Source organism: Thiomonas sp. OC7, from assembly GCF_900634595.1.
Lineage (GTDB): Bacteria > Pseudomonadota > Gammaproteobacteria > Burkholderiales > Burkholderiaceae_C > Thiomonas > Thiomonas arsenitoxydans.
Genome location: NZ_LR131953.1, coordinates 2,271,618 through 2,287,606, shown reverse-complemented (window position 1 = coordinate 2,287,606; position 15,989 = coordinate 2,271,618). Strand labels below are relative to the sequence as shown.

Genomic DNA, 15,989 nt, shown 5'->3' with positions numbered 1-15,989 from the left:
GGCGCGCATCGTCCGATCCGCTAACCTATGCACGCCATGACTGCCCCTTCAACCGCCGACGCCCCCGCCACCCTGGACTGGATGGCGCAGGAGGACGCGCCTGAGCGGCGCGTGTGCCGCCTGCAGGGCGCGTGGAATGCGCAAGGTCTGGCGCGCGAGCCGAACACCCATCTGCCCGCAGGCACGCGGCACGTCACCCTCGACGCCAGCGCCACCACACTCGACACACCCGGCGCGCTGCTGCTGGTGCGCAGCATGGCGCAGTGGCAAAGCGCCGGGGCCACGGTGGACGCAAGCGGCCTGAGCCCGCCGCAGCAGCAGTTGCTCGATCTGGTGCGCCAGCGCGCGCTGGCGTTGCCGCCGGCCGCGCGCCGCCTCGGCTTGCTGGGCGACATCGGCCGCGCCACGCTCATTGCGCTGGACGAACTGCGCGCGCTGCTGGCCTTCGTCGGCGAACTGGTGTGGCGTGGTGCGCCGCTGCTGCTGCAACCCTGGCGCGTGCGCTGGCGCGAAGTCATTCACGAAATCGACGCGGCGGGGCTGCGCGCCATCGGCATCATCGGCCTGCTGTCTTTTCTCATCGGCATGGTCATGGCGTATCAGGCCGGGGCCACGCTGGCGACCTATGGCGCCAACATTCTCATTGTCAATCTGGTGTCCATCATCACCCTGCGCGAACTCGGGCCTCTGCTCACCGCCATTCTGGTGGCCGGGCGCACCGGCTCGTCGTACACCGCGCAGATCGGCACCATGCGCATCACCGAAGAGGTGGATGCGCTGCGCGCGCTCGGGCTGTCGCCCTTTGAGATGCTGGTGCTGCCCAAGGTCATCGCCCTGGTCATCACCCTGCCTCTGCTGGCGCTGTTTGCCGACGTGATGGGGCTGGCGGGCGGTGGGGTCGTGGCTGCGGTCGGCTATGGCGTGCCGCTGAGCGAATACGTCGCGCGCATTCCGCAAGTGGTGGGGCTCAAGACCCTGGTGCTCGGCCTGGTGAAAGCGCCGGTTTTCGCCGTGGTCATCGCCCTGGTGGGCTGCATGCAGGGCCTGCGCGTTGCGGGCAGCGCGGCAGCGGTGGGGCGCGCCACCACGGTGAGCGTGGTGCAGGCCATCTTTCTGGTGATCGTGATCGACGCCAGTTTTTCGGTGCTCTACAACCTGCTGCACCTATGAACGCAGCCGATCTGGTCATCGACGCGCAAGGCATCGTCAACCGTTTCGGCGACGTGGTGGTGCACGAGGGCCTGAACCTGGCCGTGCCGCGCGGCGCCATCATGGCGCTGGTGGGTGGCTCGGGCTCGGGCAAGACGGTGCTGGTGCGCAGCCTGCTCTTGCTGCGCGCACCCAGCGGCGGCACGCTCAAGCTGTTCGGCCAGGACGCGCTGGCCGCAAGCGACGCGCAGCGGCAAGCGCTGCGCCAGCGCATCGGCGTGCTGTTCCAAGGCGGCGCGCTATTCACCGGCCTGACCGTGCTGGAAAACGTGCTGCTGCCGCTGCGCGAGCAAGGCTTGGTCGACAAACGCCTGCTGCCCGAACTGGGCATGCTCAAGATCGGTCTGGCCGGGCTGCCCGCCGATGCGGCGCACAAATATCCGGCTGAACTCTCGGGCGGCATGGTCAAGCGCGCGGCGCTAGCCCGCGCGCTGGCGCTCGACCCGGAGTTGCTGGTGCTCGACGAGCCGACCTCGGGCCTCGACCCGATCGGCGGCGCGGCGTTCGACCAGCTCATCCGCGAGCTACGCGACCTGCTGGGGCTGACTATTCTGCAAGTCACGCACGATCTCGATTCGATCTGGCACGGCAGCGACACGGTGGCGTTTCTCGCCCGCAAAAAAATGCTGGCGGTCGGCCCCGCTGCAGAACTGGCGCAGCGCGACGAGCCCGAGCTGGTCGCCTATTTCCGCGGCAGCCGTTCGGCCGCCTATTTGCATGAAATGACGCACGAAACGACTTCACGGGGTTGATCGCATGGAATCCAAAGTCAATTACACCGCCGTCGGCCTGTTCGTGGTGCTGCTGGGCGCGCTGCTCGGCGGCCTGGGCTGGTGGCTGGCCACCGGCGGCAAGCAGACCGCCACCCGGCCGTATCTGATCTACGCCACCGACAACGTCAGCGGCCTGAAAACCGACAGCAATGTGCTCTACCGCGGCGTCACCGTGGGCAAGGTCGCAAGCATCGAGATCGATCCGAAAAACCCGGCCCTCATCCGCATCAAGGTCGAGATCGACAGCGCGGTGCCGGTGCGCAACGACACCGTGGCGCAGCTCAGTCCGCTGGGCGTCACCGGGCTGTCGGCGGTGAACCTGATCGGCGGCGCCTCGTCGACACCACTGCCCACCCCGCCCGGCGAGCCTGACCCGGTCATTCCCTACAAGCCCTCGGTGTTCACCCAGATCGAGGGCGGCATCAACGACGCGGCCATCACCCTGGCGCGTATCAGCCAGCGGGTGGACGCGCTGCTCAGCCCGGCCAATGTGCAGTCGATCAGCGACACGCTGCGCAATCTGCAGACCCTCTCCGCCTCTCTGGCGGCCAATCAGAACAATATCAATCAGATGTTTGCCAACGCCCGCCAGACCAGCGCCAATCTGTCGCAGATGAGTGCGCAAGGCAGCGCGCTCATGCAGCAAAGCCAGGCGCTGGTGAAGCGGCTCGATGGCGTGTCGGCCCAGCTTGGCGGCTTGATGCCGCAGATCGGCGCCGCCGCCAACAGCGTTGCCCAGGCCGGCGACACCACCACCGCTTTCACCCAGGCTGGCGTGCAGGCCATGACTCAGCTTCAGACCCGCACCCTGCCCGAAGTGGACGCGCTGGCGCGCAATCTGCAGCAGCTCAGCAGCCAGCTCGGCGCGCTGACCGAAAACCTCAAAGCCAACCCCAGCCAATTGCTGTACGGCCCGGCCTTGCCGCCGCCGGGCCCGGGAGAAAAACCATGACCGTCTCTTTTGTTTTGCGGCTGCGCCGCGCCGCCCTGGCCGCTTTGCTGGGCCTGGCCAGCCTGACCCTGGCCGCCTGCGCCCTGCCCGTCAACCGTGCGCCGGTGCAGCAAACCTACCGCCTGACCACCACTGAGATCCGCACCGCGCCGCTGCCGCAAGCCACGGTGATTCAACTCCTGCCGGTCCGCGCCGCTGCCGGATTTCAGTCGCCCGCCATGATGTACAGCCGCAGCCCCGACACGCTGGAACCCTACCGCGACAGCCGCTGGCTCGCTCCGCCGGCCCAGCTGGTGGGCGAAGCCATCGACCGCACCCTGAGCCGCCAGCCGTGGGTCAGCGCCGTGCAACAGCAGGCCGTGCTGGTGAACGCACCGTGGACGCTGCACTGCAAGCTGAACCGGCTGGAGCACGATGTGCATGCGAATCAGGGCACCGTGCACTTGGATCTGGTGTGCGATCTGGCGAACCAGCGCACCAGCCGCATTGCCGCGCATTGGCATTTCGACGGCCGCCAGACCATCGCGGTGAACGACGCCGCGCACTTCGCACAGGGTGCACAGACCCTGCTGGATCAGGCGCTCAAAAACATCGTCGAACACACCCGCGCCGCCGTGGCGGCAGCGCAGTCCTGAAGCATCTAAGACATCAGCACTCTTCGCGTTCACTCCAGGCCACGGCCTCGAAGTCGCTCAGGCTCAGGTATTGCGGCACATACTCGCCGTGATGCCGCTGCAGGTGGCGGAAAAACGCGCGCAGATGATTGCGCGAGCCGCGCTCCAGGTCGTCGTAAACCGCCAGAATTTCCGGCTGACGGGCGCGGCTGCGCGCTTCGACCAGATCAAAAATATCCAACTCTTCGATCAGCAGCCCAACCTTGATGGCGTCGAGCTCGCTGCGCAGGCCGCGTTCCACCAACTGGTTGTACAAGCTCTGAAAGTCGGGCGTGCGAAACTCGCCCACCGCCAAACCTTGCGCCGGGTCAGGCAGGTCGTAATGCGTTAGCAGCGCGGCAATAGCATCCATATGCGCCTGCTCGGCGCCGCTGATGTTGACCAAAGGCCGCAGCGCCCAACGCTCGCCGAGCTGCAGATAGACATCGCGGGCGATTTTCTCTTCTTCGCGCATGTGCAGCAGGTCATGCTCTTCCTCGGCGCTGAGCGCTTGGGCGGTGTGCGACTGAATGCGCTGGCGAATAGCCGCCATATGCTCGGTGCGGTGTTGATGCCGGTCCTGCATGAACCGGGGGGAGAGGATTTGTTCCATGATGGCGTCCAGTCTGAAATGGTTTTTCATTCTGGGCGCATGACGCCAGCATGGGTTTGAGTCAGCGCAAATCCTGACGGGTCAGCCACATGGCATCTCCGTAGCTGAAAAACCGGTAGCGCTGGGCTATGGCATGGGCGTAAGCCGCGCGTATCGTCTCCATGCCAGCAAAGGCAGACACCAGCATCAGCAAGGTGGATTTGGGCAAATGAAAATTGGTCAGCAGCGCGTCCACCACGCGAAAGCGATATCCCGGCGTGACGAACAGCGCGGTGTCGCGGGCACCCGGCAGCACGGCGCCGTCTGGCGCCCCGGCCGCTTCCGCCGCCAGCGCGGCCGATTCGAGCGCACGCATGGCCGTCGTGCCCACCGCAACCACCCGCGGGGCGGCGTGCATCTGGCCTGCCGCGCGCGCCTGCGCTTGCCGCATCCGTACTTTGGCAATCGCTTGCGCGGTCGCCTCGGGCACGGTGTACCACTCGCTGTGCATCTGGTGCTGCCGCAGATCGTTCACCCGCACCGGCTGAAACGTGCCCGCTCCCACGTGCAGGGTGACGGCTGCGCGCTGCGCGCCCATCGCGTCGATTTTCGCCAGGATGGCCTCGTCGAAGTGCAGCCCCGCCGTGGGCGCCGCCACCGAGCCGGGGTGCTGCGCATACACCGTCTGGTAGCGCCGCACATCGTCACTACCCGGCGCGTGGGTGATGTAGGGCGGCAAGGGTACTGCGCCGTACTGCTGCAACAAGGCCAGAGGCTCGGCTGGAAACTCCAGTTCGAACAGGCCGCCATCCGGCCCGGCCCGGCCCACGGTCGTCACGGCGAAAAGCGGTGCCGATGCGTGCGGCTCGTCGCCTGCCGCGGCATCGGGTCGAGCCGCGCCCAGCGACAACACCTGGCCCGGCTTGGGCGATTTGCTCGCCCGCACATGCGCCCAGACCCGGTTGTCCGCCCGCACCCGCTCCACCAGCACTTCCACCGCGCCGCCCAAAGCGGCCCCGGCTTCCCGCGCCGCCTTGAAGCCCCACAGCCGCGCAGGAATCACCCGGGTGTCGTTGAACACCACCAGATCGCCTGCGCGCAGCAGACCGGGCAAGTCGCGAAACCCACGGTCGATCAGCGCCGGCGGACTGCCCGCATCGAGCAGGCGACTGTCGCTGCGCCGCGGCGGCGGATGCTGGGCGATCAGTTCGGGCGGCAGATGAAAGTCGAAATCGTCTGCGGTGAGGCCGGGCGACATCGCGCCCGACTCGACCGCGGAGCCACGGGAAAGGGAAACAGTCATCAGTAGGAATGAGTTTGAAGCTAGGTTGGAGCCAAGTAGCCGGTTGCGCCCGCCGACTCGCCGCGCGCCGGGCGGTTCAAGCGCGCACGCGCCGCAGCAGATCGAGCAGCCCGGAAGGCAGCATGATCTTAAACAAGGTGCGCAGCGTTTGCCCCCTGAAGGTGTGATAGACAAAGACGCTGCTGGCCAGCAGACCGAAAGCCGCCTCGGGCTGAAGCTCGGCCAGCATGTCGGCCGCGCTGAGGCTGAGCGCCCCCAGGTGACGCAGCGAACGGCGATCACGGCGCTGGCCGGGTTGGCTGTCGCGCGCATAGATTTTCTTGGCCACCGCAAGTGAATCCAGCGCCGTGCGTGGGCTGGAGGAAATCTGGGTGGGGCTGCGGCGGTAATCGAGCAAGGGAATGTCGAGATGCGCCACGGGCCCGGCTCGCGCCACGCGCACGAACCATTCCCACTCGCAGACGATCTTGATCTCGGGATCGAACATTCCGGCGCGCTGCAGTGCGTCCCGGCGGAACATCACCGTGGGGGGATGGATGAAATTGCCTTGCACCAGTTCGTCGTAAACCACTCCCCAGTAAACCGCGATAGAGGCTTGGCCGTTCTGCCGCGCGGTCTCCTCCGGTAGCAAGGCAAAAGTTTCTGCCTGCGGATACCGCGCCCTCAGGCCGCCCCGTTGCGGGCTACAGCGGGAGTAATAGACGCCGCAGTAGGAGGCGGGCGCCAGGGGCCCGGTTTGGTCGAAGGCGCTGAAATCGGAACTGCAGAGCAGGATGTCGGGGTGCGACTGTAGGTAGCGCAGTTCAATCGCGATGCGATCCGGACGGCACAAATCGTCGGCATCGAGCAGCGCGATGAAGTCGCCCCGAGCCGCCTGCACGCTCGCATTCCTCGCCGCGCCTATGCCCGCATTGGTCTGCCGGATCGTCCGCACCCGCCCTGCATAAGCCTCCAGAACTTCCGCCGTGCCATCGGTGGATCCATCGTCCACGACCACGATGTCGAGATTTCGGTGCGTCTGGGCGAACAGGCTGTCGAGGGTTTGCGCAAGGGTGTTGCGGGCGTTGTACGCCGGGATGACCACGGAAACCAAGGCTTCCGGGTCGGTAGTCCCTGACCTGCTCGAATCGGCGTTCATGGGCTCGGCTACTCGGCTACGGGGTGTGCGGTGAGCTTCGTTTCCGCAACGCCCATGTCCTCGGCAGGTGCTGCCGAAGCGCGGTTTGCAGCAAACCTGGCCTTGACGCGGTAAAGCCAGTGAATCAAGCCTGGGCGGTGAACTCGCAAGCCAAAAGTCTCGCGGGTTTGTTGAAAGTAGTGCCGCTTGTGGTCGTAGTCGCCTTTGAGCATGTCGAAGCGCGTGCAACGTTCCCCGATCGCCGCTTCGATGACATACCCCATGAGCACTTCCCCAGGGCTGAACGCAAGGTGCTGAGGATCGAATCCAGCCTGAAAGTAGTAGAGCGTCGCGCCATGACGAAAGCCGTAGAACATGGCAATGGTCTGCCCATTCATCTCCAGCCCGTACAGGCGCAACCGGCCTTGCGCCAGAAGGGCATGCATGAGGGCGCGATGGAATTCAAGGTACTGCGGCGAGGTGAAACTGAGTTCTTCGGTACGCCCTTGCCAGCGCAGCCGATGCAACTCGGCGAGCCGCTCAAACGCCCAATCGATTTGCGCGTCTTGTTGGATCTGAAAAAAACGCGCTTCTGGCTGCGCTTCAAATTTTCGGCGCTTCCGACCTAAAACCTCACGTCGATTTCGGCTGAGTCCTTTGCGATAACTTTCCCAGTCCGGCGGCAAATCGCCGTAGATGATGCGGTTCACCGGCGTGCGCTCAATCGAGCCTGAAATCTGTGTGCTTTGCTGCGTCCAGCAAGCCAGCAAGGCCGAATCGGCGGGCAGATCGACGAGATCGAGCAACTGCCAACCGGACACGTTGTTCAGCACATGATCGACAAACGCTCTGGCAACGGCCTGTTCGTGGGCCGGATCGAACAACATGCCCAGATCGTCGGGCGCGGTATCGCCTCCGGAGCCGATGGGCCTGAGCTTACGCACGCGCAGGATCTTGAAGGCGCGGTGCGTTTCCAGATACAGCGGAAAAATGCCCACGGCCTGACCGCCAAAACGCGCCACCAGAATCCGCAGTTCTCGTCCCTCCCCATACTGCGACCACCACAGACGCTGCCAATCCCAGCTGAGAAACAGACTGTTGCGCGGGGTCAGGCCCTCGATGGCGCGCCACTCGGGCTCTAGGGCGTCGAAGGCCGGCGTCGTGGTGATGAGTTCAATTTGCATGGATCAGGCCTGGCACGAAGCGGGGCGGCAATGCGCGAATTCAAGTCTCTCAGGCCCAAGGCCGGTGCATGCGCCAGGCCAGTAGGGGAAGATGCGATGTCACAGGAATGCGCGGAATTGCGATTGGATCGACCTCTGCCGACACCATGCCCTCTTCGGTCGTCACGGCCGCGCGGTAGATCGACCGGGCGACCTTCCGCACTCGCTCATCCGTCGAACCGTTGGGGTAGCAAAACCAATCGACCCTTCGGCCCAGCTCTGTCTCGAGTCGCTCACGGCTGTCGTGCAACTCGTGCTGGATTTCATCTTCCGTCAGCGTGGGCAGGATGGGGTGGGTCATGGTGTGCGAACCTATCGTCAGGCAGCCGCGGTCACAGGCGCGCACCTCATCCCAGCTCATCATGTCGTAAGCCTCGTGCTCTGCAGGGATGGGCACGAAGCGCGGCGTGCAATCGCGCAGAACGTCCTGCGCATGTTGTCTTTGCGGCAGGGACAGAGTTTTCATCCAGGCAATGAAGCCTTCGAGGTGATGCGCAGGCGAATTCAAGGTCCGCGCACACTCCATCAGCCCTTCATTTGATAAACGCTTCAACCGGGCGCGCGCCTCGTGGTTCCACATCCACTGCCTGGCATCCACCAGGCCAGGGCAGACAAAAATCGTGGCCGGTATCTCAAGTTGCTCGAGGATGGGGCGGGCGATGCGGTACTGATTGCACAGGCCGTCGTCGAAGGTGATGGCGAGCTGGCTGCGGCCGGCCCCAGCGGGCGCGGGCACACCGTCCAGAATCTCTCGAACCATGAGATCGAGCGGCACGATGGCATAGCGTTGCTTCAGCCACGACATCACGCGGTGGAAATCTCCCGGAGGCATCGTGCTTCCACCCACGCCGTGCAGCATGAGGATGCGGCGCACAGGATGGCGATGCGCTAGCCAGTGCGACACCCCACTGCCGAGCGCCACCGCTAAAGCGGAGGTGCGCGCGTAGCTTTTGAGTGCGCTTGGAGCCGTGGGAGGGGAATCAGCCATGCGATTCTGGAAAGTTGCTGTACAGATTGTCTTAAGCCCAAAAAGGGCTCGAAATCGTTAAAACCACTATACAAATAATTACGACTGTGAAGAAACCCGCCCCCCTGAATGAATGGCGGGATAAGTACGCCCTTCACCAAGGCTAGGTCGTACGTACGAAAGAACGGCACAAACACGGGAACAGTGGGCCATCGTTTCATACAACACCCGATAAAAACAGGAAATAAGTCACCAACTTGCGTCTTACAGTGGAACCCTGCCGAACCTTCAACCATTTGAACGGCACATCAGCAAGGCGCCAATCCGGCCTTTGCCTAGTTTTACTCAATCAATCGTATTGGAACTTTAAATTGTTCTTTTCAATTATTGCGGCCTAAGCTGCAACGGTCGCATCAAGCACCTTGAAGCGATGACAACCTCAAGGAGTCAACCATGTCGAACGATTTGAAATGCCCGGTGGCGCACAGCACCCAGACCAAGACTGTCGTCGGGGCGATGGGCAACGCCAATTGGTGGCCCAACCAGCTCAACCTCAAAATGCTGCACCAGCACGCGCCAGCGTCCAATCCGATGGGCGAGGCGTTCAACTACGCCGAAGAGTTCAAGACCCTCGATCTCGACGCCGTGGTCAAAGACCTCAAGGCGCTGATGACCGACTCGCAGGACTGGTGGCCTGCGGACTACGGGCACTACGGCCCGCTGTTCATCCGCATGGCTTGGCACGGCGCGGGCACTTACCGCATTGGCGACGGGCGCGGCGGCGCGGGCAGCGGCTATCAGCGGTTCGCGCCGCTCAATAGTTGGCCCGACAACGTCAATCTCGACAAGGCGCGTCGTCTGCTGTGGCCGATCAAGCAGAAGTACGGCCGCAAGCTGTCGTGGGCCGATCTGTACATTCTCGCGGGTAATGCGGCCCTCGAATCGATGGGTTTCAAAACCTTTGGTTTCGGCGGCGGGCGCGCCGATGTGTACGAGCCGGAGGAAGACACCTATTGGGGTTCGGAGAACACCTGGCTGGGCGATACGCGCCACGGCACGCAGCAAGCCGATCTCGAAAACCCGCTCGCCGCCGTGCAGATGGGGCTGATTTACGTCAACCCGGAAGGGCCGGGCGGCAAGCCCGATCCGCTGGCTTCGGCGCAGATGGTGCGTGAAACCTTCGCGCGCATGGCCATGAACGACGAAGAGACCGTGGCGCTCACCGCGGGCGGTCACACCTTCGGCAAATGCCACGGCGCCGGGCCTGCCACGCATGTCGGGCCAGCGCCCGAGGCGGCCCCAGTGGAGGAGATGGGACTGGGCTGGATCAGCAGCTACAAGAGCGGTAAGGGCGGCGACCAGATCGGCAGCGGACTGGAGGGCTCCTGGACGCCCACGCCGACGCAGTGGGACATGAGCTACTTCGAAGTGCTGTTCGGCAATGAATGGGAAAACGTCAAGAGCCCGGCGGGTGCGCATCAATGGGTGCCCAAGCAGAACACCGACAAGAACATGGCCCCGTCAGCGGCGGATGCGTCGAAGAAGGTGCCCATCCTGATGACCGATGCCGACATGGCCATGCGCGTCGATCCGATCTACGAGAAGATCTCACGCCGCTTCATGGCCAACCCGGACGAGTTCGCCGACGCCTTCGCCCGCGCCTGGTTCAAGCTCACGCACCGCGACATGGGGCCGCGCGCCCGCTACCTCGGCAAGCTCGTGCCCAAGGAAGAGCTGATCTGGCAAGACCCGGTGCCTGCGGTCGATCATCCGCTGATCGACGCGGCAGACATTGCGGCGCTCAAGGCCAAATTGCTCGCCTCCGGCCTGTCCATCCCCCAACTGGTCGGCACCGCTTGGGCCTCGGCCTCCACCTTCCGCGGCAGCGACAAGCGCGGCGGCGCCAACGGCGCGCGCATCCGCCTCGCACCGCAGAAAGACTGGGAAGCCAACCAACCCGCCGAGCTGGCCAAGGTGCTGTCCAAGCTCGAAGCCCTCCAGGCCGAGTTCAACGCGCAGGCCGCGGGTGGCAAAAAAGTGTCGCTGGCCGACCTGATCGTGCTGGGCGGTTGCGCCGGGGTGGAAGCGGCGGCGAAGAAGGGCGGGATCGACGTCGAGGTGCCGTTCTCACCCGGCCGCACCGACGCCACGCAGGAACAAACCGATGTGGCGTCGTTCGCCGTGCTCGAACCCAAGGCCGACGGCTTCCGCAACTACACCCGCAAGGGCTATGCCGGTTATGCCGCTGAATTGCTGGTCGACCGGGCGCAGTTGATGAACCTGAGCGCGCCCGAGATGACGGTGCTGATCGGCGGCATGCGCGCGCTGAACACCAACGTCGGAGAGTCGCACCACGGCCTGTTCACCCAGCGAGCGGAAACCCTGAGCAACGACTTTTTCGTCAACCTGCTCGACATGGGCACGAAGTGGGAGCGCACCGCAACCGAAGGCGTGATGGAGGGCCGCGACCGCAAGACCGGGGCGCTGAAGTGGACGGCCACCACGGTCGATCTCATGTTCGGCTCAAACGCCCAGCTTCGCGCCATTGCCGAGGTGTATGCCGGCAGCGATGCGCAGCAGAAGTTCGCGCACGACTTCGCCGCAGCCTTTGGCAAGGTGATGAATCTGGATCGATTCGACCTGGCCTGAACCTTGAGGAAGCCGGTCGAGGCGCAAGCCGAGACCGGCTTGGCTGGACTTCGCCGGGAAGGTTTTTATCCCGGCTTTTTTGTGCGCGTGCGCAAACCCGCCTCTGCGTCGCGCCAGTTAGCCCGCCGCACAAATGCCGCTCTTTCAACCCAGATTTTCCATGGGGACACGGGTTGATGGCGCGGCGGGTTGGGGATGGATTTGGCCCTGCGTGACAAGCCCATCGCCATCGCTATGGGCGCGAAGCGCGGGGGCGAAGACGCCCCAAACCGCCCGCCAGCGCCCGTGTAGGGGCGAAGCCCCGCCTGATGGAAGATCTGGGTTCAAGGTGAGTAAACTGCGCAGCCCGCTGCATCGCGTGCAGCACTGCGGCAATCTCACTTTTGTTCATGATGTCCCCTCTACACGGCACGCTCGGCATTGATTTCGGCACCTCCAATTCGGCGGTGTCTTGGGCGGAGCCACACGGACTGTCGCGTCTGATTCCGTTGGAGGGCGAAGCGCTGGCCATGCCCACGGCCGTGTTCTTCAACGCGGAAGACCACCGCACGCACTTCGGGCGCGACGCCGTGAGGCAATACCTCAGCGGCTCGGAAGGGCGGCTGATGCGTTCGCTCAAAAGCCTGCTGGGCAGCCCGCTGCTGCTGGAGAAGACGGAAGCCAACCACCAGCAGGTCAGCTTTCAGGACATCGTGGCGACCTTCCTTGCCGAGTTGCGCCAACGTGCGGCGCAGGCGCTGGGCCGCGCGCCCACGCGGGTGGTCATGGGCCGACCGGTGCACTTTGTCGACGACAACCCGCAGCGCGACGCGCAAGCGCAGCGCTCGTTGCACGAGGCTGCCCTGGCGGTGGGGTTCGAGCAGGTGACGTTTCAACTGGAGCCGATTGCGGCGGCGCTCGACTACGAGCGCCGTCTGTCGCGCGAGAGTCTGGTGCTGGTGGTCGATGTGGGCGGCGGCACGTCCGACTTCACCGTGGTGCGACTGGGCCCGCAGCGCAGTGCGCAAGCCGACCGCAGCGCCGACGTGCTCGCCACTTCCGGGGTGCACATCGGCGGGACCGATTTCGACCACAAGCTCAGTCTGGAGCGGGCCATGCCCCTGCTGGGCTACCGCCACCTGGGACCGCAGCAGCGCGAGGTGCCCAGCCGCGTGTTTTTCGATCTCTCGACCTGGCACCTGATCCAGTGGCTGTATCTGCCGCGCGCGCTGAGCCAGGCGCAGGCGCTGCGCGAAGACTATGCCGAGCCCCAACTGCACGAGCGACTGATGACGGTGCTGCGCCACCGCGAGGGGCACCGGCTGGCGCATGAGGTCGAGCAGGCCAAGATCCGCTGCTCGCAGGACGATGCCGATACGGCCATCACGCTATCGTTCATCGAGAGGGGGCTGCAGGCTTCACTCACCCCTGCCGATCTACGCGATCATCTGGCGGATTTGCTGTCGCGTACCGTAGCCTGCGCCCGCGAATGTGTGCAGCGCGCGGGCCTGGGCGACGGCGCGCTCGATGCGATCTACCTCACCGGCGGGTCGAGCGCGCTGCGCCCGTTTCAGCGCGCACTGCAGGCCGAGTTCGACGGCGTGGAGCTGGTGGTCGGTGACCTGTTCGGCGGCGTGGCCTCGGGCCTGGCGTACAGCCGCGGTTGATTCGTTGCGCAATCGGCGCGCCTGCGCGCGGTTCCGCCGGTAAAAAGGCGGGTGCGTAGGACATTGCGAAAAACAGGCTGCGCTGTGACATTTTCCCGAGACGCCTGCCGCCGAGTTCGGGAACAATGTTTACATTTCCCTCATGAGAAAACGCCGGGCCGCCCCAAGCTTTCTCATCCCCCTCGGGGGGGCCTGCCGCGAACGCGGCAGGTCTGGGGGCGCTCTCAGCCGCCTGATTTTTGCCGTTGCGCACATGACCCCCTGGCCTCGCCGCAGTCTTGAGCCCCGTTCTGCCACCAGCGGCAGCGAGTCGGCACGCCTGACCGGCGAAGCCACGCCACCCATCGGTCGGCTCGGCCTGTTTCTGCGCAGACAGGACGAGCACGCCTATGTGCATGATCTCTGGCCCGATATCGCCGCGCGGTTGCGCCTGCTCGGGCTGTTGGGCGGTCTGGTGTGTTTGCTAGGCAGCATCGTCGACTGGACCCAGCTGCACGATAGCGCCCCGTTCTTTTGGCTGCTGGCCGTGCGGCTGGCCGTGTTGGCGCTGGGCCTGTATCTCTGGCGCGTGGCGCGACCCGGCGCTGTCGCGCGTCCGGCGCAATTGCGCACGGCGCTGATTCTGTTTGAACTCGGAGCCATCGTCGCCTTGCGTCTGGTCAATTTGGGCTATGGCGAGTTCTCACCCTATCAGGGACTGACCGGCCTGCTCATAGTGGCGTCGGCTTATGCCTTCGTGCCCATGCTCAGCCCGGTCAACTTCTGGCTGTTGCCCCTGGGTACCGCCAGCCTGTTCATTCAGGCCTACGGGTGGCATCACGCCTCGTGGCGCGACCTGAGCGCGCTGCTGGTCATCGCGCTGTATGTGCACATTCTGGGGTGGATGACTGCCGCCCACAACGCCCGCTCCGGCCGCCTGCTCTGGCTCGAGCGCCAGCGGCTGGAAAAAGAAATGCGGGAGCGCCGCACCGCCGAGAGCAATCTGCGCCATCTGTTCGAGGTCTGCCCGGTGCCGCTGGTCCTGAGCCAGCAAGACAACGGCTCGGTGTTGCGATTCAACCGCGCCGCTCAGGCCCTGCTCGACCCGGAACGGCGCCACACTGAACCGGGCTCTGCCTATGCCTCGAATTTTTACGCAGACTCGCGTACTCGCAGCGCCGTGACCGATGCGCTGAAAGCACGCGGCGAAGCGGGCCCTGTGGATGTGCGCATGCTCACCTCCAGCGGCAATCACATCCACGTCATGCTGGCCGCCAGCAGCCTGCGCTACGACAACAAGGCCGCGGTGCTCACCAGCCTGGTGGAAATCACCGACCGCAAGCAGCGCGAGCAGGCGCTCACCCGCATGACCCAGACCGACGCGCTGACCGGGCTCTACAACCGCCGCGGCTTTTTTGAGCGCGCCAATGCCTTGCTGCAGTCAGCCCGCGACCAGGCGCCCAGTCTGCTGCTGATCGACGCCGACCACTTCAAGCGCGTCAACGACACGCACGGTCACGCCGTGGGCGATACCGTGCTGGTGCAGTTGGCCAATCGCATGAACGCCGCGCTGCGCGAGGGCGACGTGATCGGGCGGATCGGCGGCGAGGAGTTCGCCGTCTTTCTGCCCGCCACTAGCCTGGAAAACGCGTATGAACTGGCTGATCGCATCCGCCTGTCGGTGTCGCGACATGCGCTGCGCATCCAGGGGCTGCGGGTGCCGATGACGCTGAGTATCGGCGTCACCGTTCTGCAGCCTGGCGAGAGCACTCTGGAAGCCGCGCTGGGCCGCGCCGATACGGCCATGTACCAGGCCAAACAAAACGGCCGCAACCGGGTGGAGCTGGCGGCGGCCTCGGTTTTGTAGGCGTCCGGCGCTGCTGAGCGCCCGAGGGGCGACCCGGCGTTTGCTCATGCGCTGATGCAAACCTGAGGGATTGAGCGGCAAGACGCGCGATCGAGGCTGGTTTGAAGCAGCGTCATTCGCCGCCTTGACGGCAAAACACCGCCGTCCCTTATGCGTGCAGACCCAACTCACTTCCTTCTATGCTGGGCGCTGGGCGATTTTTCGAGGGAATGCATCATGGAGAGCAAGCAGAGGAAGGCGGCGTTGCTGACGGTGTTCGCGCTGGTTCTGGCGCTGGTGTGGTGGCGTCCGCTGCAAGCCACGGCGCAACGGTCTGTCGAGTCGGGACTGCAGCGCGCGCTGGTGACGTTTGCTTCGGCGCGGGCGCTCAACGGCGTGCTCAGCGTGGCCAAGAGTGCGTCGGTGAGTTTTCAGATCGGCGCGGGCGCTTCGGTGCAGCCGGGCGCGGCACTCGACCCGCTGGACGATCTGGTCGAGCAGTTTTCCAGTGTCATGCTCGTGGCGACTTTGTCGTTTGCCATGCAGCAAGTGCTGATCGCGGTGTTCAGCGCCTGGCCGCTGGCGGTGGTGCTCTCCGCCTTGTTTCTGGCCTGGGCTGTGCTGGTGCTGAGAGAGCGCCGCGCACCGCCCTGGCTGGCGCGGCTGTCGGTTGGCCTGTTGGTGCTGAGCCTGAGCGTGCCCGCCGCCTCGCTGGCCAGCGAGCTGACCTATTCGCTGCTGATGGCGCGCGACTACGCCGCCGCTCAAGAGCAGGTCAGCCTGTCCACCCCCGCAGCCTCTGAAGCGCAGACGGCGGCGCAGGCTGACGGCGGGGCCTTGGACAAGCTCAGACAACTGTGGTCGCAGACGCAGGACATCGGCCAGCAGGTACAGGCGCTGCAGGCCAAGGCGAGCGGTATCGTGTCGCACCTCATCACCCTGGCGGCCGTCTTTTTGATACAGACCGTGGTGCTGCCCCTGCTGTTTTTCTGGGGGCTGCTGCGGCTTTATCGGCTGCTGCTGGGAAGAACGTGGCCGGGCCGGGCGCCCGCCGTAAGATGATTTGCCCCTGATTGATTT

13 protein-coding genes are annotated in these 15,989 nt (G+C 64.9%); 8 read left to right on the top strand and 5 right to left on the bottom strand.

The window, feature by feature from the left end:
- The first annotated feature begins 36 nt into the window (after positions 1 to 36).
- From BIO17B3_RS10905 to BIO17B3_RS10890, 4 genes are read left to right on the top strand one after another with little or no spacing between them, the layout of a single operon-like run.
- Positions 37 to 1,170, top strand: coding sequence for an ABC transporter permease (locus BIO17B3_RS10905; protein WP_232054262.1), 1,134 nt, complete (start codon positions 37 to 39; stop codon positions 1,168 to 1,170).
- Entirely contained in the window at positions 1,167 to 1,961 is a 795-nt protein-coding gene (locus tag BIO17B3_RS10900) for an ABC transporter ATP-binding protein (protein ID WP_156054078.1), read from the top strand. The genes BIO17B3_RS10905 and BIO17B3_RS10900 overlap by 4 nt, the downstream gene beginning before the upstream one ends.
- Before the next feature lie 4 nt (positions 1,962 to 1,965).
- Positions 1,966 to 2,934, top strand: coding sequence for an MlaD family protein (locus BIO17B3_RS10895; protein WP_156054077.1), 969 nt, complete (start codon positions 1,966 to 1,968; stop codon positions 2,932 to 2,934).
- Positions 2,931 to 3,569: an ABC-type transport auxiliary lipoprotein family protein gene (locus tag BIO17B3_RS10890; RefSeq protein ID WP_156054076.1), complete on the top strand. Its 639-nt coding sequence runs from the start codon at positions 2,931 to 2,933 to the stop codon at positions 3,567 to 3,569. Before BIO17B3_RS10895 ends, BIO17B3_RS10890 begins: the two co-directional genes overlap by 4 nt.
- Before the next feature lie 13 nt (positions 3,570 to 3,582).
- On the opposite strand, the gene BIO17B3_RS10885 is transcribed toward BIO17B3_RS10890, so the two are convergent.
- From BIO17B3_RS10885 to BIO17B3_RS10865, 5 genes are all read right to left on the bottom strand, one after another.
- Complete coding sequence (locus BIO17B3_RS10885; RefSeq protein WP_232054261.1) at positions 3,583 to 4,200, bottom strand: DUF2202 domain-containing protein; 618 nt, start codon at positions 4,198 to 4,200, stop codon at positions 3,583 to 3,585.
- 61 nt (positions 4,201 to 4,261) lie between these two features.
- Positions 4,262 to 5,437, bottom strand: a complete 1,176-nt coding sequence (gene queA / locus BIO17B3_RS10880) for a tRNA preQ1(34) S-adenosylmethionine ribosyltransferase-isomerase QueA (protein ID WP_156055278.1) — start codon at positions 5,435 to 5,437, stop codon at positions 4,262 to 4,264.
- A 121-nt stretch (positions 5,438 to 5,558) separates the two neighbouring features.
- Positions 5,559 to 6,620 carry a glycosyltransferase family A protein gene (locus BIO17B3_RS10875; protein ID WP_156054074.1) on the bottom strand — a complete coding sequence of 354 codons (1,062 nt, stop codon included), beginning with the start codon at positions 6,618 to 6,620 and terminating at the stop codon, positions 5,559 to 5,561.
- Positions 6,621 to 6,628: 8 nt separating this feature from the next.
- Positions 6,629 to 7,783, bottom strand: coding sequence for a GNAT family N-acetyltransferase (locus BIO17B3_RS10870; RefSeq protein ID WP_156054073.1), 1,155 nt, complete (start codon positions 7,781 to 7,783; stop codon positions 6,629 to 6,631).
- A 49-nt stretch (positions 7,784 to 7,832) separates the two neighbouring features.
- On the bottom strand, positions 7,833 to 8,810 hold the full coding sequence (locus BIO17B3_RS10865) for a polysaccharide deacetylase family protein (RefSeq protein ID WP_156054072.1): 978 nt from the start codon (positions 8,808 to 8,810) through the stop codon (positions 7,833 to 7,835).
- Positions 8,811 to 9,242: 432 nt separating this feature from the next.
- On the opposite strand from BIO17B3_RS10865, the gene katG reads away from it, so the two are divergent.
- The 4 genes from katG to BIO17B3_RS10845 all read left to right on the top strand — a co-directional run bounded on the left by katG (position 9,243) and on the right by BIO17B3_RS10845 (position 15,971).
- The gene (katG, locus tag BIO17B3_RS10860) at positions 9,243 to 11,438 is read left to right on the top strand and encodes a catalase/peroxidase HPI (RefSeq protein WP_156054071.1); all 2,196 of its coding nucleotides are present in this window, start codon (positions 9,243 to 9,245) and stop codon (positions 11,436 to 11,438) included.
- Between the two features lie 389 nt (positions 11,439 to 11,827).
- Positions 11,828 to 13,084 carry an Hsp70 family protein gene (locus BIO17B3_RS10855; RefSeq protein WP_156054070.1) on the top strand — a complete coding sequence of 419 codons (1,257 nt, stop codon included), beginning with the start codon at positions 11,828 to 11,830 and terminating at the stop codon, positions 13,082 to 13,084.
- Between the two features lie 253 nt (positions 13,085 to 13,337).
- Entirely contained in the window at positions 13,338 to 14,930 is a 1,593-nt protein-coding gene (locus tag BIO17B3_RS10850; protein ID WP_156054069.1) for a sensor domain-containing diguanylate cyclase, read from the top strand.
- A gap of 216 nt (positions 14,931 to 15,146) precedes the next feature.
- Positions 15,147 to 15,971, top strand: coding sequence for a hypothetical protein (locus tag BIO17B3_RS10845; RefSeq protein WP_156054068.1), 825 nt, complete (start codon positions 15,147 to 15,149; stop codon positions 15,969 to 15,971).
- Positions 15,972 to 15,989 lie beyond the last annotated feature (18 nt).